We start from the raw sequence: 21,012 nt of genomic DNA on the forward strand, positions 1-21,012 counted from the left end.
CATAGAGGAGGACTCCTAATGGCAAGAGAGCATACGGAAGCAGGCCGTTTGGCAAAGCATGAGACAGCAGCGGCTACAGGTCACACTTATTGGGTTATTCCAGACGGATACATACCGCCAGATAGTCGGGGCTCGCTGGAGAGTCATGAGAGCATCTGTGTTCTCAATACGGGTCAGGAGGAGGCAGCACTCGATATAACCATTTTCTTCGAAGACAGGGAACCGATCGAGAACATAGAAGCAAGCGTGCCGGGAAGAAGGACCAAGCACATCCGTACGGCATCTCTTCATTCCGGAGATCAGTCTATTCCTTCAGGTGTGCCGTATGCCATCACCGTTTCCAGTAATGTACCTGTTATCATTCAATACAGTCGTTTGGATACCACACAGCCCGAACTGGCACTGATGAGTGTCATGGCTTTTCCGCTGACTTAAATTTTCATGCCAAGACGACCAGCCACCTTGCAATGACTGCAGGTGGCTGGTCGTTTTTATGTGCATTACTCCGTGTACTTGTATGTGCTGGCATTGAGGATTTTCACATGGACTTTCACTTTTCCAAGTTTGAATCGTTTAATCGGATCCGCTCGGTGCTGAACCTCCTTTTTCCACAATGCGAGGTCATGACGATACAGATGTTCCACAAAACCATACGAGTCGATCTGGCGTGATTTGTTCTTTTCAAATGTAGTACGGATCGCAGACTCGATCTGTTTCTCGGCTGCTTCCTCCATCGTTTGAGGAGACTGGTGAGAGACGTGTTCCTCAATGATGATACCTTTTACTGAAGTAGACAGGTCGAAGGTGACCCCGCTTCCTTCCATCCTGGCTGAAACCTTGGTATGCGGATCAAGGAGCCTAAGAGTCAGATCAGGCAGTTTCCCCCCACTCTTGTATACGTACAACGGGTACTGGTAGACATGATCGTAATTTACAAATCGAGTACCATCTGCGTCTTCACCTGAAACCTTGCCTTGATTTTTGCCGTCTGTAATGACGAAAAATCCATCGGTTTTAACTAGAGGGGGATTCTCATCCCCATTGAACCAGGTATGATTCCTGTTGGTTATAGAAGGTAGTAGAATAACCGAAGCAGGCTCACGAAAACCATCAAGGAGCTGATGAAGGCGGATGGGTTCAAAGGCAGAGAACTGCTTATATAGTTTGATCGGTTCGAATAGCTCAATGGTTTGCGTAGATTGATTTAACAAGGCAGAAGGAGCAAGAACATCGGGTATGCTTTGTTCCGTCCCGTAAATCCAAGGTGTATATCTCAACTCACCGGAATGCAGCAGCGTATTGAAAATATCCTCGAGCCGACCGTTAAGGGCGTTTTTCGATAAAACGATTGCTTTAACATGTGTCCAAAGGGTTTGTTGCTGCGAAGTCTGATAGAGGTCATTAATCGCCATGCTGAGCGTTGTGCCTTCGCCTCGCCCAATCCAGATATCGCTTGCTTGCCGTGAAGTCGGCCCCTCTTGCTTGGCAATGCTGGAGAAATCGATCAGTTGGGCATAAGCGATATACTTGCCATCTTCATAATCGATCCCTATACCCGTAATAAAGTTAATGCTCTGAACCTCTTTGGAATCCCAGCACCCCGTCAGTAAGATCAGACAACTCATAAGCATAAGGCCCATGGAAAACCATCTGTTCAAGGGCGTTTCCTCCGGCGGGTGGAATCCTGAGTATGGAGTGCGGCCGGGCGCTTGGTTCTTTTCATGGTAGGCTGCATGGATACGGCTTGGGTAAAGTCACCGGGAATATAGGGAGAGACGGGAGACAAATAGGAAACGCCATAACACTCCAAGGAAACCAAATGTACCAGTAGGGCGAATAGCCCAAGCATGAAACCGAACAGTCCAAGGAGGGAAGACATCACAAGCATCCCTATTCGAACTTGGGCTGTAGCCCCGCTTAGTACCGTATTGACCAAAATGTAGCTGGAAATGACCGAAATGGCCACAGACACAATGATGGTAGGAGAAGTGATTCCGGCACGAATAGCTGCATCTCCAATGATGAGTCCACCCACCACACTGACAGTCTGGCCCAGTGCACGCGGCAGTCTGCGGCCAGCCTCATTGAATAATTCAAACATAAAGATCATCAAAAAGGCTTCCAGTGTCACTGGTAAGGGCAGGCCCATACGAGTTCCGGCAATGGTCGCCAGAAGGGGTAGAGGGATCTGTTCCACATTAAAACTGGTCAGACCGATATAGAAGGCTGGAAAAAAGGAAGCGATAAGCAAACCTGATATCCTTAAGATTCGTTCAAATGTCACAATAAAAAAAGGTGTACTCTCATCTTCTGGTGACTTCAACTGATTGAACAGCGTGGTTGGTGCAATGATGGCTACGGGCGAGCCCTCGATCAGAACAGCAAAACGTCCATTTAAGAGTGAACTCACGACATAATCAGGACGTTCTGTATTATCGGTGAGCGGGAAGATACTGCGGACGCCTCCCATAATCGAACGTTCCATAACAGAAGTACCGAGAATGCCATCGACTTCAATCTGGTCAAGATTCCGGCGCGCTTCTTTCAGAATCTCCGGATTAATGATGTCTTTTACATACAACAGACCAATGGTAGTCTGTGTACGACCGCCTTTTACGTATTTTTCAAAACACATCGAAGAGGTTTTTATCCGTTTGCGGATGAGTGCGATATTAACGTTCAGCTCCTCGGTGAATCCGTCCCGGGGTCCTTTTACGGAGGACTCAATGGCGGATTCCTCAGGATTGCGCCCAGGTATACTCGCAATATCCAAACTGCACGACTGATCGCCATTACCGAAAATGAGCAGCAGTTGTCCACTGAAAATTAGAAGGTTTATATTCTCTGTATCTGTAAGATCTTCGATCGGATTTAGAGTTAACCCCAATTCTTTGGGATGTGTTTCTTCGATAAGCAGAGAATGCTGTTCCAGCCGGGGAATAATGAACTGGTTAATTTGTTTGGCATCGGTCAAGCCGTCACAATATAGCATAATGACCGACTTATCGGTTTCATCTTTGGCAGGAAAAGTCTGAATAACAACATCCGCACAGGGATCGAATTGTTTTTTCAAAGAGGCAAGCAGTGTTTCATGGGACGTGATGTCAATCGCTTGGTGCTCCATGATGTTTCCTCCTCTGTTGGCGTGAACTGATGAATGCAACGGTGGTTGCAATAATCGCTAGTCCACTTAGATAGATGAGATTGAACGGGAATACGTAGTGGACAAGCATTTTTTCGAATGTCATATCGTCCAGACGGTACACCATGGAGAGGATGAAGAAAACGGCGATTGAAATAAACGTGATGATCCTTCTGGAGGTGTTCTTAATATTCCAAATTTCTACCACAATATACATGGCAAGACTTATTCGGGTAAATGAGCCGGCGAGCCACTGATAGATGGAGAAGAAATCGGTCTGTGCAATGTATTTGCCCAAGGAGGCAATTCTCCATTCCTCAAAAGCAGGATAACGCATTTTGGCAGCCTCAAAAGGATTAAATTCTACGATAGCCCCCACAAGTGGGCCAAGTGTCAATCCAAGAATAATAAAAGCAAGCATAACGTACTGCCATACACGTATCCGCTTCGACAGATGGGGCTGTATATACCAAATGAACAGCAGCTCAAACATGCCTGCGAGGCTGTACACCATGCCGTGAAGAACGGGACGCCAGCCCTGTTCAAGAACGGGGAGCAGACGGCTGTAATCCTTGTATTGAGTATTTACGATTGCGACATAGAAGCCAAGCAGCACAACAAGGGGCAGAACGAGTCCTGCTGTAAATGCGAGCGAACGAATGCCTTTATAGGCCGCATAGGCACAGAGCGACATAAGAGCAATGCTTGTTGCCAATATTGGTGTCTCCGTCAGATAACTGGTTTTAGCCCAGGTGGTGGTATCATGCAGGGTGAAATAGATGACGGACAAGAAAAAGAGGCTGTTTCCGATCCGGAAGAGCAAGCCCAGGGGTTTTCCCAGATGGGAAGTCAGCCATTCATGTAAGGTTTGATGCTGAAGAAAGCGAGAGACGTAGGCAAGCATGAGCGCAAACACCAGATAGGGTCCTGCCGATAACAGGACAGAAATCCAGGCGTCCCTTTTGGCCGCACTTAATAAGGCAGGAATGATCAGGACGTGGCTGATCAGGCCAACAGATAACATGATTAACATCATGGCTTGCAAAAAAGAAGGTTGTCTAGGTTTCATGCTGAGGGGTCCCCTTTTCGCGATAGACTATCCTCAGCAGTGTTAACGTCATTTGTGGTCTTCATACAGACATGCGAGTAGTTAAGTTGATGTATCCCGTGCTGTAGTTCCGGGTTGTTCCTTAACCTTAAAGGTCGAAATAACGAATTCCCATCGCTTCTCGTACTTCCAGCATCGTTTCTCGCGCGACTTTGCGGGCCTGACGGGTGCCGTCGATAAGAATTTCTTTCACCTCATTTTCACGCTGCTCATAATGATTTCGCCGTTCATGAAAGGGTGCAAGCAAATCGTTAATCGCTGTGCCAGCAAAATGCTTGCATTCTCTGCACCCGATGGAGCCCTGGCTGCAGCTGGCATGAATTTCTTCAGCGTGCTCCTTCCGGAATAACTGATGGTATGCAAATACCGGGCAGATATCAGGATGGCCTGGGTCGGTACGATGAACGCGTGCAGGATCGGTCTTGGCCTTGGTCAGTTTGGCATGCACATCTTCCGGACTCGCATTTAAGGAGATGGCGTTGCCCATGCTTTTGCTCATTTTGCCGATGCCATCGAGTCCGCCAAGCCGCTCACCAGTCAATATGCGTGGTTCCGGCAGAACCGGAGCGTAGAGCTCATTAAATCTGCGGACCAGTTTGCGTGCAGTCTCAACATGTGGAATCTGGTCTTCGCCTGCTGGAACGAGTGTCGCTTTGCAGAATGCAATATCAGCGGCCTGACTGACTGGATAGCCCAGGAAACCGTAGTACAGATCCGTATATCCGCGATCACGCGCTTCGGTTTTGATGGTGGGGTTGTGCCGAAGCGTGTTCACGGTGACAAACATGGAGAAGATCACCGTTAATTCCGCAATCTCCGGTATCATGGATTGGATGAACAGCGTGGCTTGGTTCGGGTCAATACCTACGGCGAGATAATCGAGAGTCACTTGATAAACACTGTCTGCAATCAGTCCTGGCTGATTATAGTGTGTGGTCAGCGCCTGCACATCTGCCAGTAAAATATAGGTTTTGTATTCATTCTGCAATTGCACCCGACTGCGCAGGCTGCCCACGTAATGGCCGAGATGAAGCTGCCCTGTGGTCCGGTCTCCAGTCAAAATAACACCTTGTTCATACTCATGGTTCATTCTCCTTTGAATTTGTGATTGTTCGAGCATTATAATCTGCTGACGCCACCAGCCGTCTTCCACGACCATCACCCCCTTTCAGCCTGTACAGTATGCAGATATCAAAAAAAAGCCTCGTCCTTCATCCTGATTCCCGTGAGGGAACAGAACAGAAGGACGAAGCTTATGCTTCGCGGTGCCACCTTAATTGGCCGCTGGTTGCGGCCCGCTTGGAGATACGGATCAAGATTCATGGTCAGGCTGATTGAAAAACCAGACAGGAACCAGCATATCTATTGATCGATATCCTGTCCTTGGATAACGGCTGAACATGCCGCCTTGCCTACTTACCGTCCTGCACCCCGATTACAGGATACAGGCCGTGTTCAGCTCGGAACTCCGAAGCCCATTTCCATACGACCCGTGCACCGGCTTCCACCATCCGCCGGCTCTCTGGAGCACGCTGTCGTATGTACTTCTCTTCATCATCGTTGATAACGTCCGTTTACAATTTTACACATTGTATCATGCTTAGACTTCACTGACCAGCCTGTGTTTTCTGCCACTCATATTGGTTCCGAGCACACCTGCGATAATCAGGATGGCTCCGACAACATGGTATCCGCCAACGGGTTCATGCAAAATCCAGGCGCCACCCGCTATGGAAATCAAGGTAGAGAAGTTGCTGAATACACTCATCTTCGAAGCTTCCAGATGGGTTAACGCATAGCTGGACAGCAGAGTCGAAATCATGGTGGATAGGATGGCCAGATAGGCCAGTGCCCCCAGATAAGATGCATCCCCGAGAGGTTTTACAAAATCGCTTATCGTACCGCTGGATAAATGACGGATGACGGCGGAGACGTTAAAAACAAGACAACCGACGAGCAGGGTAACCCACGTTAATTCCATCGGCTTATACTTCTGGGTAAGCGGTCTGGCAAGCACACCATACCCTGCAAAGCAAACCGTAGAGAGCAGCAGCAGGGCAATTCCCTTGAAATTACCTGAAGTCATTCCGCTGCCTTTCATCAGGAAGATGAAGACCACTCCGGCCACAGAAAGAAGCAGGAATAGCTTTTGCAGCACAGATGTCCGTTCCTTCAAGAATACTGAAGCCAGAATAAGGGTGAAGACAGGGGCCATGGCCTGAATGATTCCGGCCTCGGATGAATTGGACGATACAAGCCCAAAGGCCTGAAAGGCAAAAAACAAAACGGGCGAGAGCAGACCGAGCGGTATGATTCGCCATAGATCCCGCAGTGTGAGCCGGATTTTGATCCATCCCAGGACAACCGGGATGCTGACGACGAGAAGGGATAGGGCGAACCGATGTGCAAGCACATCCATCGGGTGTGCGACATTGACGGTCATTTTGACAAATAGAAAAGATAAACCAATGATAGCCGCATACATTACGGCTGCGGTATAGGCATAAGCCCGGGTACGTGTCGTATTCATATTGTTCCTCCATATAGCCTGATTAACTCGGTTGGACTAGGCAAACACCTTGATTGTTATCACTTGCTGTAAGGTCTTTGCTTTATTCAATATACTGTCAGTTCAGTCGTGGTACAATAAAGAAAAGCATGGATTGTACCGGTACAATTATGTGGGAAGGATAGGTTCTATTTATGAAAAAGTATGAAATAATCGCGGAGTCTCTGCAGCGTTGGATACAGGAACAGCTGCAGCAGCGGGGGCATCAGCAGTGGATTGATAAGGGAATTAAACTCCCGGCGGTACGTGTGCTGGCTGAACATTATCAATGCAGTGTAAGCACGGCAATCCGTGCCTATCAATGGCTTGAGCAGCGACATCTGGTGTATGCCGTCCCTCAGTCGGGATATTACGCTGTGCAGAACGGAGTGGGTGCAGAGGACGTGGACTGGAAAGAACCGCTGGACTTCGCTTCTGCTGCTCCCGATCCCCGTGTATTTCCGTATTCCGATTTTCGCCATTGTGTTGATCAGGCGATGGAGAACAATCAGGCGGAGTTGTTTCTGTATGGTACGGAGCAAGGGTTGCCATCCCTGATCGATTTGTTACAGAGGCAATTTGCCGATTATCAGGTATTTGCCCCTGCGGAACAGTTCTTTATTACGTCCGGCGTGCAGCAGGCGCTTGCTGTGCTGGCCCTGATGGCTTTTCCGAATGGCAAGAGACGGGTTCTGGTTGAGCTTCCAGGCTATCATCTTATGCCATCCCTGCTGGAAGGCCTGAATGTACCTGTTACCGGAGTAAGACGAACGCTGGAAGGTCTTGATTGGGAGTCGCTGGAACGGCAATTTGGTGAAGGCGATATTAAATTCTTTTACGTCATGCCACGCTTTCACAATCCGCTGGGGACATCCATGACCTTAGCCGAGAAGAAGAGATTAATTAAGCTGGCAGAACGATATGATGTATACCTGGTGGAGGACGATTATTTAGCCGATCTGGAGGAAAATACAAAACAGGACCCGCTATTTTCTTACGATACGGTAGGCAGGGTCATCTATTTGAAAAGCTACTCCAAAATTCTGTTTCCCGGCCTGCGCATTGGTGTAGCAGTCCTTCCCGGGGCTCTTGCTCCTTCGTTCGGGGGACACAAAAAAATGCTGGATATCGACACCTCGGTGCTGTCTCAGGCTGCGCTGGAGGTCTATATTCGCAATGGCATGTTTGCACATCACGGGAAAGTCATTCGAAGTCGTTATGCAGCCAGGATGCAGAAGGTTCATGAGCAGCTTGCTGCCGATCCGGAGTTTAGTCCCTTTGCCAATGCTCCGCGAACAGGTGGGGAGCATACCGTGCTGCCATTAGCCGGCAATATGCCGCTTGGCGTGTTGTTATCAAGGCTGGAAGAACGCGGAGTAATAGCAGGTACAACCGAGCGTTACTACCCTGAGGGAACGCAGCAGGATAAAATGCTGAGGCTGAATATATCCAATGTGCCGAAGCAGCGGATTGAGGAGGGCATGCGGATCATTCGTGAAGAGATCGTGAAGCTGCAAAGCCGAAACGTGTAATAATTTTTTAGCGGCCCAAAAATACAAAAGGCGTGCAGCCAAGCTGAATAGTCAGCCTGATTGCACGCCTTATCTGGTTCACTGAAATCTTAGGAACTACTCTTGAGCCATCGCCTTGAAGGAGGCTTCAGCCGCTTCCAGTGTTGCCTGCACGTCCTCATCGGTATGAGCTGTGGTCAGGAACCAGGCTTCGTACTTCGATGGAGCCAGGTTGATACCGCGGTTCAGCATATGCCGGAAGAAGGAGGCAAACCGTTCACCGTCTGTATCTTGAGCCTGATCATAATTCGTTACCGGGTGATCGCAGAAGTGTGTGGAGAAAGCACCACGAATCCGATTAATCGTCAGTGCGATTCCATGACGATCGGCAGAAGCCTGCAGACCTGATGTCAGATCAATGGCGAGTCGTTCCATTTCTTCATACACGCCTTCGCCCTGCAGTACTTCCAGACAAGCGATACCCGCAGAGATGGAGGCAGGATTGCCGGCCATTGTTCCGGCCTGGTAGGCTGGTCCGAGTGGAGCAACCTGTTCCATGACATGCTTGCGTCCACCATAAGCTCCGATGGGCAATCCGCCACCGATGATTTTGCCGAGAGCAGTCAGATCCGGTTCAATCTCGGCATGATTGGCAAGACCGGCATACGTTTGCGTAGAACCATAGTGGAAACGGAAAGCCGTAATGACTTCGTCATAAATCACAAGTGATCCGTTGGCACGTGTCATGGCACACAAACCTTCCAGGAAGCCTGGCTCTGGCATAACCATGCCAAAGTTGCCGACAATGGGCTCCACCATTACTGCTGCAACATCATCACCCCAGCGCTCCAGGGCTTCTTTCAGGCTTTCCAGGTCATTATAAGGAACCGTGATCACTTCATGTGCGATGCTGGTTGGAATTCCTGCACTATCCGGAATCCCGAGGGTGGAAGGGCCGGAACCTGCTGCAACCAGAACCAGGTCGGAGTGACCATGGTAACATCCGGCGAATTTTACGATTTTATTACGTTTGGTGTAGGCGCGGGCCACGCGGATGGTAGTCATCACTGCCTCTGTACCGGAGTTGACAAAACGTACCTTATCCATCGAAGGAATGGCTTCCTTCAGCATTTTGGCAAGCTTGATTTCAAGCTCGGTTGGCGTACCGTACAATACACCGTTCGCTGCTGCTTCACAAATGGCTTGGGTAATATGAGGATGAGCGTGTCCGGTTACAATAGGGCCATATGCTGCCAGATAATCGATGTAGCGGTTGTCGTCAACATCCCAGAAGTGTGCGCCTTGCGCCTTTTTCATAAAAACGGGTGCGCCTCCGCCAACGGCTTTGAATGAGCGGGAAGGACTGTTTACGCCGCCTACAATATGTTCAAGTGCCTCTTTATATAAGATTTCGGATTGAGGACGAGATGAGTTCATGGGTTTATTTCCTTTCGGTTATGAATTTTGCTGCAAATTTTTCGTAACACAACACAGCGAGAGGGCAGCATAATGGCTGCCCTCTACGTGTTTACATTACTGAGCCGGTTGCTCCGACTGTTGGTCTTCACCGCTTGCTGTTTTATCTTCGGTTCCAGTTGTACTGTCTTCCGGTTCAGCAGGCGGATGAATAATATCCTGAATATGCTGCTTCAATTTCTCTTCATTGGTTACCGTCAGGACTTGTGCTCCACCTGCGGTCCGCTCTTCCTTCAGCATGTTCATCGGCGGAATTTGTTCACTGCCGTTCATGCTGCTCTGATATCCAAGTCCACCCAACTTCCACATATCTGAAAGTGTCAGGTTGGTATCCACATAAGGGCTCACCTGTTCCAGAATGGTAGGAAGCTTGGCGATGGTTGTGGTGGATTGCATTTTCGCCGCTACGGCTTTCAGGAATTCACGTTGACGCTCGGAACGAGCGAAGTCGGACATCGCATCATGACGGAAACGCACGTACATAAGCGCTGTTTCACCATCGAGATGCTGATAACCTTTCTTCAGATCAATATCGTATTCGTTATTGTCTGCCTTGCTTGTATAGTGCATGTCCTTCTCTACGTCAAAATCCACACCACCAACGGCATCCACCAATTTGATGAATCCCTGGAAATCGGTATACACATAATACTGGACAGGGATACCCAGCAGGTCGCCAGCTGCTTTCATTGCTGCATTGGGGCCATGGGTAATCGCGGTGTTAATCCGCTCCTTGCCATATCCGTCTATATCGACGTAAGTGTCTCGCAGAATGGAGAACAAGTTAATTTTTTTGGTGAGTGGGTCGAGTGATACGACCATCATGCTGTCCGAACGGGGAATTTCCCCTTCTTTGAGGCCGCGGGCATCCACGCCCATAACCAGTATATTTACGGTTTCAGTGCCTTCCCATTTCGGAGGGTCCGGTGTATTTACTTTTTCGACATTTTCAATACTGGCGAACGGAGATTCGTCGCCTTCCTTCTGCAAGCCATTCAACTGATTGAGAATAGAACCGAAATAAAATGCCGCTGCTCCTCCAACGATCAGCACGAAGGCGGCAAGAGAAATCCAAATGGTTCTCTTCGTCTTTCTGGTCATGCTAGCTCTCCTTTGTATTTGAGATAAAATAAAAAAACGAGTTCGAGTGCCAAAGTAACGTAGCCTGAAGCCTTCCGTGCACGTCTCTTCCAAACTCAATCAGAGGACGCAGCTTAAGCTATTTTAAAAGCTTGCTGAATTTTGACTGATACCATTATAATTTCTTTTTGGGCTACAAGCAATTTCAACAAAATCCAAGTGAGGTATAATCATGCTGGCGATTGATGTCAAAGATTTGCGTAAGTCGTTTAGCGTCCAGAAAAGTCGGGGTGGACTGAAGGGCGCATTTCAGGATCTGTTTAAACGACAATACCAAGAAGTATTGGCTGTGAACGATATTTCGTTTCAGATTCCGCAAGGTGAAATATGCGGATATATTGGAGAGAACGGTGCCGGAAAATCAACAACAATCAAGATGTTGACGGGCATTTTGGTGCCTACTTCAGGGCATATATCGGTTGGTGGATATGTTCCGTATCAGGAACGAGAGAAATTTGTACAGAATATTGGTGTCGTATTTGGTCAGCGGAGCCAGCTATGGTGGGATATTGGTGTCATTGAATCATTCCATCTGCTGCGCAAGGTATACCGTGTGGACGAGTCTGATTTCCGGAAACGGCTGGATGAGCTGGTCGAGCGGCTGCAGCTGCAGGAACTGCTGAATCGTCCGGTGCGCAAGCTCAGCCTCGGACAGCGGATGCGCTGCGAACTGGTGGCCGCATTGCTGCACAATCCCGATATTGTCTTTCTGGATGAGCCGACCATTGGTCTGGATATTGTCGTCAAGTCGGAAATCCGTGAATTCCTGAAAGACATGAATAAGGAACACGGAACAACCATTTTGCTGACGACACACGATCTGCAGGATATCGAAGCCCTGTGTTCAAGAGTGATCATGCTTGATGCCGGGAATATCATCTACGATGGCGGTCTGGATCACTTGAAATCCCAGTGGGGCAAGGAACGGGAAATCCGTTTCAAATTCGGGACGGGCCATAAGGTGGAACAAATGCAGGAATGGACTGCCGCTATGCCCGTACGCTGGACGGTAGAGAACGAGTTGTCCGCATCGGTCTGGATTCCGCTGGAACTCAATGTGTCCGATGTACTTGGCCGTGTGGTAGGACAGGCTGATATTACGGATATTCAGATTATTGAGATTAATACCGATGAGATTGTACGGAGTATCTACCAATCCGGTTCTGCCGAGCGTCCCGAGATTGTGGGAGCAGGGAAAGAAGCGGCGGGTGTATCCTAGATGAATAGTGCATTTTTTGATTTTATGCGAATCCGGTTTCTGACAATGCTGGCGTACCGGGTGAATTATTATTCCGGCATTTTGATATATACGCTGAATATCGGCGTGTATTACTTTACATGGCAAGCCATTTACGGTGGTAGCGGAGAATTGGGTGGGTTTACGGCAGCCCAGATGACCACATATGTGGCGGTATCCTGGATGGCGCGTGCATTTTATTTTAACAATCTGGACCGTGAGATTGCCGCTGATATACGGGATGGATCCATTGCGATTCAATTTATCAGGCCTATTAATTACGTTATGGTCAAAATGATGCAGGGTTTCGGTGAGGGCGTTTTCCGTTTTCTGCTGCTTATGATTCCAGGCATGCTCATTGCAATTCTGCTGTTCCCGGTCGAACTGCCTACTGCGCCTTCGGCGTGGATCGGATTTCTTGTCATGCTGTTCTTCAGTTTCCTCATTAACTCCCAGATTAATGTCATTACGGGACTGGCAGCGTTCTTTGTGGAAAACAATGAAGGTATGATGCGAATGAAACGGGTCGTCGTCGATTTGTTCTCCGGTCTCATCATTCCGATCAGCCTCTATCCGGGCTGGATGTCCGCGATCATGAAGGTACTGCCTTTTCAGGCTATCACGTATCTGCCGGGTTCCGTATTCACTGGAAGAGTGGAAGGTACCGGCATTTGGAGTGTACTTGGAATTCAGGTGCTCTGGTTTGTCATCCTGCTCGTTCCAATGATGCTGATCTGGCGTCAGGCGCGCAAGCGTCTGTTCGTGCAAGGGGGTTAACAGCATGTTCTACTTAGGTCTAATTGGGGAATATTTAAAAAACTACATGAAAACACGGCTTACGTATCGTGCCGATTTCTGGGTCGAGATTATTTCGGATCTGCTGTTCCAGGCGACGAATCTGATCTTTATCTTTGTTGTTTTCCGCCACACGGATAACCTCGGGGGCTGGAGTGAAAGTGAAGTCCTGTTTGTATATGGTTATTTCATGGTGCCCTATGGCATCTTCAGCTGTTTTATCAATCTCTGGGGATTCAGCGAGCGGTATATCGTTAAAGGTGAGATGGACCGCATTCTGACGCGTCCGGCGCATAACCTGTTTCAGATATTGCTCGAAAATGTAGACCCGCCCGCACTAGTGGGTTCGTTTATCGGACTGATTATCATGATCTTCAGTGGAGCGGAGATGGGGCTTGTCCTGGAATGGTGGCACATTCCGGCGTTAATCATTTTGGCGCTTAGTTCCGTGTTAATCTACGCGGGAATTTATACTACACTGACGTCGCTATCTTTTTATTCGGATGCTCCGACAGGTATTCTTCCATTGATGTACAACATTCAGGGTTATGGACGTTATCCGGTAACGATCTACAATCGAGCCATTCAGGTATTGTTAACCTGGGTCATTCCGTTTGCTTTTGTCGGGATCTATCCGGCAGCATTGTTTCTGGATCGATCAGAGATGCATCGCATGGCACTGCTGACTCCGGTGATGGGACTGATCTTCGGGGCAGTCGGACTTACGCTGTGGAACTACGGCGTGAAACGCTACCGTGGTGCTGGTTCGTAGAGAGAAGCCCGATAATAGAGGGTAAGACGAGAAGGAGGAATAGAGATGACGTTAACTGAAGGTAACCTTGCTCCTGATTTTGAACTTCCGTCGAGCACCGGGGAGACAGTGAAGCTCTCCGATTACCGCGGACAGCGGGTGCTGATCTATTTTTATCCCAAGGATATGACTTCGTCCTGTACACAGGAAGCATGCGATTTTCGGGATCGCCATGAGGAGTTTGTGGGGTTAAATACGGTTATATTAGGTATAAGCACAGATCCGATGAGCAGGCACGATAAGTTTATTGCGAAATATGGATTGCCGTTTACCCTTTTATCGGATGAAGAACATCAGGTTGCCGAGCAATATGGGGTGTGGCAGCTTAAGAAATTGTACGGCAAGGAATACATGGGCATTGTCCGTTCCACGTTCCTCATTGATGAAGAGGGAAAGCTGGTTAAGGAATGGTCCAAAGTCAGAGTTAAAGGGCATATTGAAGCAGCTTTGGAGGCTGTGAAATCCCTGTAAAAGCGGAAATTCAACAAAGGCAGTGTTCTCGGGTATCACCGTGGACACTGCCTTTGTTATGAGGTTAAGCGTTTGGCCGATTGTTTCTTTCTCTGGAAGCGAAGCCGATGAACGAGCAGCAGGAAGAGCGGGATGACCAGACTGACGGTCACATTCCAGTCGAGCCATGCGGGCATGACGGTGTTGGTATAGAAGACGATATTGGGACCGATCAGAACGGCTGAAGCAAACATCAGCAAGGCCGAAGGCAGGATCAAGGGCTTATAACCTTTTAACTCGAATAACTGGGCTATTCCCAGAACAAAACCGAACATATACAGTATGCTCTTAAAATAGGTCGAGATCAGCCAAGAGATGGCCATCAATGCTTCGATTCGTTCGAAAAAGTTACCGATATTGATTTTCTGTGCAAGTGAATAGGAGATATAGAACCCATGCTGCGTAAGAATTGGACCGAATACCATGAGAGAAACGAGCTCAAGCATACTAAGCAGAATTCCCCCTCCAAGCGCAGCAAGCAATATATCCCGTTTAAGATGAGATGCCCTTGTCACGTAAGGAAGGAACATGGATAATACGATCAACTCGCCAAATGAAGAGAAAGCACCTCTAATCGTGCTGTGCAATAATTTGATCCATGGTGTTTCAAGAATGGGCTGTAGTTTGGCAGGCTCTACTTGTGGCAGCAGCCCCAGCAGCAGAAGAATCATGAACACAACGACAATGGGAGCGAGAAGTTCACTGCTCAAGCCCATGGTCTTTAGCCCATGTATAATCCCCCATACCATGGGGAATAGGAACAACGTCAGAATGACACGGATGGGGGTTTGAAGATAGATCTGTGTTGTCATAAAGTCTCCCACTTCACGGAGACATATCGCGGCGCCCATGATGAAATAGAACAGGTATCCGGCAGCCAGGATAGAACCAAGCCATGGACCGAGCAATTTTTTGCAAATTTCAACCAGGGACAATTCGGGATGGGTACGATGCAGCTTGAACAGAATCCATACTACCAATAGACCGATTGGTTGGCTGAGCAAGGAGCATATCCAAGCGTCCTGTCTCCCATATGCGGTGACCAATGATGGATAAATGAGAATCATGTCACCGACCAATGTCAGGAAGGTCAGCAAGGTGAATTGTCGCACCGTAAGGCGATCTTTAATCAGCATCGTACTTGTGCTCCTTCAACATGTGATCAGTGGGATATCGATTTTTTTCTTTTCTTGAATACCATGACAAGCATCAGCAGCCCCGGAAGCAGAATTCCAAGAGTGGTATCCCAATCTACCCAATATGGAACGATCGTAATGACAATAAAGGTCAGGTTAGGAGCCACTACATTGGCCATTCCAAACACCAGCATGCATGCTGGCAAAAGGAGAACCCGGTACTGTTTAAGCTTGAATAACTCGGCAACTCCCACCATAAAAGCATATAGATAAATCATGGCTTTGAAATAGGTTGAGATCAGCCAGGAGGTAGCCATAATGGCCTCGATACGTTCAAAGAAACCTCCGATACTGATTTTCTGAGATAAAATAAATGATGCATAGATACTATGCTGAGTCAGAAATGCACCGAGTACTAACAATGATATGGTAACTAGCATCGCCAGCATCAAGTTCCCCAGACCAGCGGCAGCGATCATGTCCCGGGTTCGGTGAGCTTGTCTCGCCGTATAAGGTAAAATCATAAGAAAAGGGATGGTCTCGCCCACCGGATAGATGACGCTTACGAGGATCCCCTGCATGATGGAGACAGTGTCTGTGTCAGTGACGGGTTTCAAGTTACTGATATCCACTTTGGGCAAAAGGCAGAAAGAGAGGACTAGGATAAATACGATTACGATTGGAAGCAGCAGTTCGCTTGTCCGTCCCATGGTCTCCAGGCCTTTAAATGCTCCCCAGCCAATGGTAATGACAAACATTAGAGTAATGATACGGATGGGTGTATATTGAAAGATTTGGCTAGTCATAAAATCCCCGACTTCCCGTGTGTGAGTAGAAGTCCCAATGAGAAAGAAGAATAAGTAAAAGCATGAAATGACGGTTCCTGGCCAGAATCCCAAATGCTTGCGTGCAATCTGAACCAGGTTTTTACCCGGATTCATATTGCCCAGTTTAAGGAACATGGCCATGATCACCATACCGAGCGGAATTCCGATGAGGGCACAAATCCAGGCATCTTGCTTAGCATAGGACGTGATGACGGAGGGATAGATAAGCATCATATCTCCAATAACCATCATGAAAGTCAAGGTTGCCAACTGCCTTGTTCCAAGCCGTCCTTGCTCCAGCATCCGTCTTCCCCCTTTCCTAAGTTCCGGTGATATTGGCTAAAAATTGATTCACAGGTTCATAAATCCACATAATGATATAGAGGGGGCTTGGAAATTCCCATAAGTTTGCTGCGATCACGCTAAAGAAGGTGGCAACAAGCAGCATGCTGCTGTATACTGCGGTTTCTCTCCACTCCTTGCGTCGAATCAGGCCGGGAAGATCGATCCAGCCTACGATGATCCCCACAACAATAACCGTGATCGTGATCATCCCAGGTCCTCACTCCTTCATTTCATTTTTAAATGAATTGTCCAATGTTCCCGTACGTTTAATCTGTACGTTGGCTTCGTATTTTACGTCCAGATTGTCAAAGTACTTGTTCCAGTCGTTCTCCATCTTTTTAAATAGCTTGGGATCGGCGTGGTATACTTCCTGCCCAAATCCAAAAATATCCGCATGGTATTTTCGCCTTACGGAGTTGACCGAAGTCTGCATGAGCTCGATTAGTTTCTCCTCGCTCTCCTCTTCCAGTTTTCTGAGCGTTTCCATCGAACCGATTTTGATGCCACATTCAACGGCAGCGATGGAGGAAACATTCTCAAGCTTGATATGAATAACAGGCTGCCCGTCCACGATTTTGGCTTTCCGTTTCGTCGAGGTGCGCAGTGCTTTGAAGGTTACTGCTCCTCCTCTGCCGCAAGGAAGATGACTTACCGTGGATACCACATTATCCCGGATGTAGTTATATCCTTTGGATTCCTCCTCGGTTAACCAGCCGATTAGCTTGTCCTTTTTAAATACACTAAGTCCGGTCGTGTGAAGACTGGCTGGAGTTCGGATGGAAGAGATATTATCCTTGCTTCCACTTATCTCCTGATTTCCGACGATCTCTACGCCGGTAATTACAGGCTGAATGCCAGGAGTCAGCATATTATCAACCAATTCGTCTCCAGTCACGGTGGTTGTCGGAGACCAGGTTTTGGCGGACACGTCCAGGGAATTAAATAACTTCTCAGCAGGAATGTTTTCCAATGGCGTAAGCAGATCCAACACGTTGGAAGCGGTTGTCTTGCGGGCAACCATGACATAATAATCAGGCCGTGCCGAAGGTTCCCGCATCATGGCTTCCATGACATCGTATATCCCGTCTTTACGGGCATATTCCTCGCCAAAGACGAGTATACGCACATGTGCCATGAAGATGCGACGGGGACTGGTTTCGGTCAGTTTCTGAATGGCTTCAAATAAGGTGTCTGCAGTAGCCTGATATTGGGTTACAGGGGTACCTTTCCCGCCTCCTGATTTGGAGGATACCTCATTGGGAACGACTACTTGGGCGCTAACCTTGACTTTATCTCCGTCCTTATCGACGCCCAGGCCTAGCATAATTCCAAGCTCATTGAGTTCCTTGCGATCCCAGCATCCAGTTAGGAGAGGAATTAGAACTGCAAGGGATAAAACCAGTCGGATGCACTTGTTCATACGGTGTTCTCCTTGCCGCATCAGCGTTTCATTTTTTTGTTGGACTGTCGAGTTTTATTCGGTGTACCCGTACTCAAAGGGCGGGTTTTCATGTGAGACCAGGGTACGCGGAAGATCGTATCCTTAAGATCCTTCTGGACCAATGGTGCAAATGGCGACATATAGGGTACTCCAAACGAGCGAAGGCTGCACAGGTGAGTCACTGTAATGAGCAGAACAACCAGAATGCCATAGAAACCAAAGGCAGCAGCCAGAATCATCAATACGAAACGCAAGATTCGAACCGAGATGGATAATCCGTTCTCCGGAATGACGTAACTGGATATGGCGGTAATCGACACGATGATGACCATTGCAGCAGACACAACCCCCGCATCAACTGCAGCTTGACCAATGACAAGCGTTCCCACGATGGAGACAGCCTGACCGACCGTTTTCGGAATCCGAATGCCGGCTTCCCGCAAGATCTCGTAGGTAAGCTCCATCAAAATGGCTTCAATGAAGGCAGGAAAAGGAACCCCCTCACGCTGAGCGGCCAGACTAATCAGTAGGTTTGTCGGCAGCATTTCCTGATGGAAGGTCGAGATGGCAATATAGAAGGATGGAGCAAGCAAAGCGATAAAAAAGGCCAGGTAACGAATCATTCGAATCAAAGTACTGATGTCCGCACGCTGATAGTAATCTTCTGCAGATTGAAAGAAGTGCACAAACAGTGCCGGCACCAGAAGTACAAATGGGGTACCATCCACGATTATGGCAACGCGCCCTTCGAGGAGTGCAGCAGACACTGTGTCGGGCCGCTCGCTGTTATAAACTGTTGGGAAGATGGTTCCAGTTTTGTCCTGAACCAGTTCTTCAATATAGCCGCCTTCCAAAATGCTGTCGATGTCGATCTCATCAAGCCTGCGCCGGAGCTCCTCCACCACTTCCTTATCCACGATATGTTCAAGATATAGTACGGCTACCTTAGTTTTGGTTACTCGTCCGATTTCTTTCTCTTCAATCCAGAGATGAGGATCACGGATTCGTTTTCGGATCAAAGAGGTATTTGTACGCAAATTTTCATTAAAGCCTTCCATGGGTCCACGTACGACGGTTTGGGATACGGGCTCCGAAACAGCGCGATCTTCCCAGCCGGCCGCTCCGATCTTGAGACCTTTGATTGAGCCTTCGATTAGCAGTACTGCAGAACCGGACAACAAGGCATTAAGTACATCCTGAATATTGTCTACCAGCAGCACATCACTGGCAGCAAGAATGTCATTTTGAAGATAGCTTAGGCGTTCGTCTTCAGCCGAGAACTCTGGAAGATCATGTGTCTGAAGCAGAGATCCCAAAATGGCCTGATTCAGTATCTGAACATCTACTAGCCCATCAATGTACAGCAGAATCGATGGCCATTTATGTAAACATTGGAGAGGGCGGATCATCAGGTCGTTGCTCTGGCCCATCACTTGTTTGCAATATTCCGTATTTTCAATCAGATTCGGAGAGATCAGTTTCTGTTCATGATCGCTCTGCGCTGCAGAACTCATAACCTTCACCCCCATACCTCCCTATATTTGCAAGTTAGTATGACCTGGATGAAATCAACTTATGACAAAAAAAAGAAGTAACATTCGAACGGTGCACATACAAAAGGTGATTGCCAACTTCACATTATTAGAATATTATCTAATTAGATTAATATCTAACTAATGAGTGAGGTATCGTAATGACATTCAGTTTTGGTTTTAAACCCTTGCTGCATGCAGAACCTGATTATATGCAGCTTTTCATGGCGGGATTGGTCAACGGAATTGGAGATCGATTCAGTCAGGTGGCCATGCTGGCCTTGATTCTTGGTACAACCGGTTCAGGTCTTGCCGTAGGTTTGGCGCTCGGGTTGAGGGTGTTTCCTTTTCTTCTTCTGGCTCCGCTAGGGGGTGTATTGACGCTGCATTTCAGCCGGCGAACGATTATGATTGTGACCAATCTTCTAAGGGTACCTGTGGCTTTAAGCTTTTTGTTCGTACATCAAGCAGATGATCTATGGATTCTCTATACAGCGAGTACGCTGCTTGCATGCGCAGAAGCGCTATATGCGCCTGTCCGCAAATCGGGAATCCCCTTGCTTGTACGTTCGGAAAACTTGCACCAGATTAATGGGCTCGAACAAGTCATGAACGGATCCGTTCTCATTGTGGGCGCTTTTGTAGGGGGTATCGTCTCAGCTACATTGGGCCCTCAGGCTGCTTTTGTAACCAATGCACTTGCTTTCCTGATTGCTGCTGCTCTGATACGCAAGATTTCGTTCCCACCACTTGGAACCGAACAAGTAGATGAAACGGTGGGGAAACAACCTGCACATGCTCTAAAGCGTAAAAGCAAAGGGGGTGCCCGTCTGCTGTGGAAGTTCATTTGCTCATCGGTCCCTTTGCAGATTCTTATTGCATTTGAGTTGTGGGTTCCCGTTATTAATGGGATTGATAATGTTCTGATCAGTGTATATGCGATTGAAGTATTCAAACTCGGAGATTGGGGTGTGGGTTTATTTTACGCAGCACTGGGGATTGGACTTGTGCTCAGCAGCTGGGGTTCTCGTTATTTGCAGCAGTGGTTGCTCCCTGGGGTTATTGCATGTCTGTTGATCGAAGGCAGCTTGCTAATGCTGCTAAGTGAGACCAGGTTCGCATCAGTTGCTGTCCTGATGTATATTTTGCTGGCCTTTACGTCAGGTATGGGGAACACGTGTCTCGATACGCTCCTGATGCGGGAAACACCAGAGAAATACCGCGGAGTTGTCTATGGTTTAGTGACGGCATGCAGCAGTACGATGCTTGGGTTATCCATGTTTGGCGCAGGCATACTGCTGGAGGTAATGGAACCGCGTAGACTTGGTTTTTCAGGGGGAATGGGATTCGCATGTATTGCGCTCTTGCTCGCAGCTTACGCATGGATTCGAAGGGATGCTTTTAAAAGGAGTTAATTCAAAAAGAGTCGCACTGGTGGCGACTCCGGGGATAT

The 21,012-nt window shown here is 48.1% G+C and carries 19 protein-coding genes and 1 other annotated feature; of the genes, 7 read left to right on the forward strand and 12 right to left on the reverse strand.

The genetic code is table 11. The features are described from left to right. Window positions 1–18 precede the first annotated feature (18 nt). On the forward strand, window positions 19–435 hold the full coding sequence (locus MHB82_RS03220; RefSeq protein ID WP_341173784.1) for a sensory rhodopsin transducer: 417 nt from the start codon (window positions 19–21) through the stop codon (window positions 433–435). Between the two features lie 65 nt (window positions 436–500). Here MHB82_RS03220 and MHB82_RS03225 read toward each other — a convergent pair whose 3' ends face one another. The 5 genes from MHB82_RS03225 to MHB82_RS03245 all read right to left on the reverse strand — a co-directional run bounded on the left by MHB82_RS03225 (window position 501) and on the right by MHB82_RS03245 (window position 6,780). Beyond that, window positions 501–1,658, reverse strand: a complete 1,158-nt coding sequence (locus MHB82_RS03225; RefSeq protein ID WP_341173785.1) for a Ger(x)C family spore germination protein — start codon at window positions 1,656–1,658, stop codon at window positions 501–503. Next, window positions 1,655–3,124, reverse strand: a complete 1,470-nt coding sequence (locus MHB82_RS03230) for a spore germination protein (protein WP_341173786.1) — start codon at window positions 3,122–3,124, stop codon at window positions 1,655–1,657. Before MHB82_RS03230 ends, MHB82_RS03225 begins: the two co-directional genes overlap by 4 nt. Then, window positions 3,105–4,211, reverse strand: coding sequence for a GerAB/ArcD/ProY family transporter (locus MHB82_RS03235; protein ID WP_341173787.1), 1,107 nt, complete (start codon window positions 4,209–4,211; stop codon window positions 3,105–3,107). Before MHB82_RS03235 ends, MHB82_RS03230 begins: the two co-directional genes overlap by 20 nt. Window positions 4,212–4,338: 127 nt before the next feature. Next, a complete protein-coding gene (gene trpS, locus MHB82_RS03240) occupies window positions 4,339–5,403 on the reverse strand; it encodes a tryptophan--tRNA ligase (RefSeq protein ID WP_341173788.1) in 1,065 nt (354 codons plus the stop codon). 86 nt (window positions 5,404–5,489) lie between these two features. After that, window positions 5,490–5,817, reverse strand: a binding site (T-box leader). A gap of 33 nt (window positions 5,818–5,850) precedes the next feature. Continuing rightward, entirely contained in the window at window positions 5,851–6,780 is a 930-nt protein-coding gene (locus tag MHB82_RS03245) for a DMT family transporter (RefSeq protein WP_341173789.1), read from the reverse strand. Between the two features lie 173 nt (window positions 6,781–6,953). Between MHB82_RS03245 and MHB82_RS03250 the strand changes: the two genes are divergently transcribed. Then, complete coding sequence (locus tag MHB82_RS03250) at window positions 6,954–8,330, forward strand: aminotransferase-like domain-containing protein (protein WP_341173790.1); 1,377 nt, start codon at window positions 6,954–6,956, stop codon at window positions 8,328–8,330. A gap of 96 nt (window positions 8,331–8,426) precedes the next feature. Here MHB82_RS03250 and MHB82_RS03255 read toward each other — a convergent pair whose 3' ends face one another. Then, the gene (locus MHB82_RS03255; protein WP_341173791.1) at window positions 8,427–9,746 is read right to left on the reverse strand and encodes a glutamate-1-semialdehyde 2,1-aminomutase; all 1,320 of its coding nucleotides are present in this window, start codon (window positions 9,744–9,746) and stop codon (window positions 8,427–8,429) included. Between the two features lie 96 nt (window positions 9,747–9,842). Continuing rightward, window positions 9,843–10,886, reverse strand: coding sequence for an LCP family protein (locus MHB82_RS03260; RefSeq protein ID WP_095362144.1), 1,044 nt, complete (start codon window positions 10,884–10,886; stop codon window positions 9,843–9,845). Between the two features lie 211 nt (window positions 10,887–11,097). Here MHB82_RS03260 and MHB82_RS03265 point away from each other — a divergent pair, with 211 nt between their 5' ends. From MHB82_RS03265 to bcp, 4 genes are read left to right on the forward strand one after another with little or no spacing between them, the layout of a single operon-like run. Beyond that, complete coding sequence (locus MHB82_RS03265; protein WP_095362145.1) at window positions 11,098–12,144, forward strand: ABC transporter ATP-binding protein; 1,047 nt, start codon at window positions 11,098–11,100, stop codon at window positions 12,142–12,144. Next, window positions 12,145–12,939, forward strand: coding sequence for an ABC transporter permease (locus MHB82_RS03270; protein ID WP_341173792.1), 795 nt, complete (start codon window positions 12,145–12,147; stop codon window positions 12,937–12,939). A 4-nt stretch (window positions 12,940–12,943) separates the two neighbouring features. After that, entirely contained in the window at window positions 12,944–13,729 is a 786-nt protein-coding gene (locus MHB82_RS03275; protein WP_095362147.1) for an ABC transporter permease, read from the forward strand. Window positions 13,730–13,774: 45 nt separating this feature from the next. Beyond that, complete coding sequence (bcp, locus tag MHB82_RS03280) at window positions 13,775–14,239, forward strand: thioredoxin-dependent thiol peroxidase (RefSeq protein WP_341173793.1); 465 nt, start codon at window positions 13,775–13,777, stop codon at window positions 14,237–14,239. A gap of 56 nt (window positions 14,240–14,295) precedes the next feature. On the opposite strand, the gene MHB82_RS03285 is transcribed toward bcp, so the two are convergent. The 5 genes from MHB82_RS03285 to MHB82_RS03305 are packed head-to-tail and all read right to left on the reverse strand — an operon-like array spanning window position 14,296 to window position 19,541. Then, on the reverse strand, window positions 14,296–15,414 hold the full coding sequence (locus MHB82_RS03285; protein WP_341173794.1) for a GerAB/ArcD/ProY family transporter: 1,119 nt from the start codon (window positions 15,412–15,414) through the stop codon (window positions 14,296–14,298). A 26-nt stretch (window positions 15,415–15,440) separates the two neighbouring features. Beyond that, entirely contained in the window at window positions 15,441–16,544 is a 1,104-nt protein-coding gene (locus tag MHB82_RS03290; protein WP_341173795.1) for a GerAB/ArcD/ProY family transporter, read from the reverse strand. A gap of 16 nt (window positions 16,545–16,560) precedes the next feature. After that, entirely contained in the window at window positions 16,561–16,794 is a 234-nt protein-coding gene (locus MHB82_RS03295; RefSeq protein ID WP_341173796.1) for a hypothetical protein, read from the reverse strand. Between the two features lie 9 nt (window positions 16,795–16,803). After that, window positions 16,804–18,006 carry a Ger(x)C family spore germination protein gene (locus tag MHB82_RS03300; protein WP_341173797.1) on the reverse strand — a complete coding sequence of 401 codons (1,203 nt, stop codon included), beginning with the start codon at window positions 18,004–18,006 and terminating at the stop codon, window positions 16,804–16,806. Window positions 18,007–18,026: 20 nt separating this feature from the next. Beyond that, window positions 18,027–19,541 carry a spore germination protein gene (locus tag MHB82_RS03305; RefSeq protein ID WP_095362166.1) on the reverse strand — a complete coding sequence of 505 codons (1,515 nt, stop codon included), beginning with the start codon at window positions 19,539–19,541 and terminating at the stop codon, window positions 18,027–18,029. A gap of 179 nt (window positions 19,542–19,720) precedes the next feature. Between MHB82_RS03305 and MHB82_RS03310 the strand changes: the two genes are divergently transcribed. Then, the gene (locus MHB82_RS03310; RefSeq protein ID WP_341173798.1) at window positions 19,721–20,974 is read left to right on the forward strand and encodes an MFS transporter; all 1,254 of its coding nucleotides are present in this window, start codon (window positions 19,721–19,723) and stop codon (window positions 20,972–20,974) included. Window positions 20,975–21,012 lie beyond the last annotated feature (38 nt).

The sequence above is a fragment of the Paenibacillus sp. FSL K6-2862 genome (assembly GCF_038005125.1).
Lineage (GTDB): Bacteria > Bacillota > Bacilli > Paenibacillales > Paenibacillaceae > Paenibacillus > Paenibacillus illinoisensis_A.

Coding starts and splice junctions, on each gene's coding strand:
- MHB82_RS03220 (WP_341173784.1), top strand. CDS start 19: ATGGCAAGAGAGCATACGGAAGCAGGCCGTTTGGCAAAGCATGAGACA.
- MHB82_RS03230 (WP_341173786.1), bottom strand. CDS start 3,124: ATGGAGCACCAAGCGATTGACATCACGTCCCATGAAACACTGCTTGCC.
- MHB82_RS03235 (WP_341173787.1), bottom strand. CDS start 4,211: ATGAAACCTAGACAACCTTCTTTTTTGCAAGCCATGATGTTAATCATG.
- MHB82_RS03245 (WP_341173789.1), bottom strand. CDS start 6,780: ATGAATACGACACGTACCCGGGCTTATGCCTATACCGCAGCCGTAATG.
- MHB82_RS03250 (WP_341173790.1), top strand. CDS start 6,954: ATGAAAAAGTATGAAATAATCGCGGAGTCTCTGCAGCGTTGGATACAG.
- MHB82_RS03255 (WP_341173791.1), bottom strand. CDS start 9,746: ATGAACTCATCTCGTCCTCAATCCGAAATCTTATATAAAGAGGCACTT.
- MHB82_RS03260 (WP_095362144.1), bottom strand. CDS start 10,886: ATGACCAGAAAGACGAAGAGAACCATTTGGATTTCTCTTGCCGCCTTC.
- MHB82_RS03265 (WP_095362145.1), top strand. CDS start 11,098: ATGCTGGCGATTGATGTCAAAGATTTGCGTAAGTCGTTTAGCGTCCAG.
- MHB82_RS03270 (WP_341173792.1), top strand. CDS start 12,145: ATGAATAGTGCATTTTTTGATTTTATGCGAATCCGGTTTCTGACAATG.
- MHB82_RS03275 (WP_095362147.1), top strand. CDS start 12,944: ATGTTCTACTTAGGTCTAATTGGGGAATATTTAAAAAACTACATGAAA.
- bcp (WP_341173793.1), top strand. CDS start 13,775: ATGACGTTAACTGAAGGTAACCTTGCTCCTGATTTTGAACTTCCGTCG.
- MHB82_RS03285 (WP_341173794.1), bottom strand. CDS start 15,414: ATGCTGATTAAAGATCGCCTTACGGTGCGACAATTCACCTTGCTGACC.
- MHB82_RS03290 (WP_341173795.1), bottom strand. CDS start 16,544: ATGCTGGAGCAAGGACGGCTTGGAACAAGGCAGTTGGCAACCTTGACT.
- MHB82_RS03295 (WP_341173796.1), bottom strand. CDS start 16,794: ATGATCACGATCACGGTTATTGTTGTGGGGATCATCGTAGGCTGGATC.
- MHB82_RS03300 (WP_341173797.1), bottom strand. CDS start 18,006: ATGAACAAGTGCATCCGACTGGTTTTATCCCTTGCAGTTCTAATTCCT.
- MHB82_RS03305 (WP_095362166.1), bottom strand. CDS start 19,541: ATGAGTTCTGCAGCGCAGAGCGATCATGAACAGAAACTGATCTCTCCG.
- MHB82_RS03310 (WP_341173798.1), top strand. CDS start 19,721: ATGACATTCAGTTTTGGTTTTAAACCCTTGCTGCATGCAGAACCTGAT.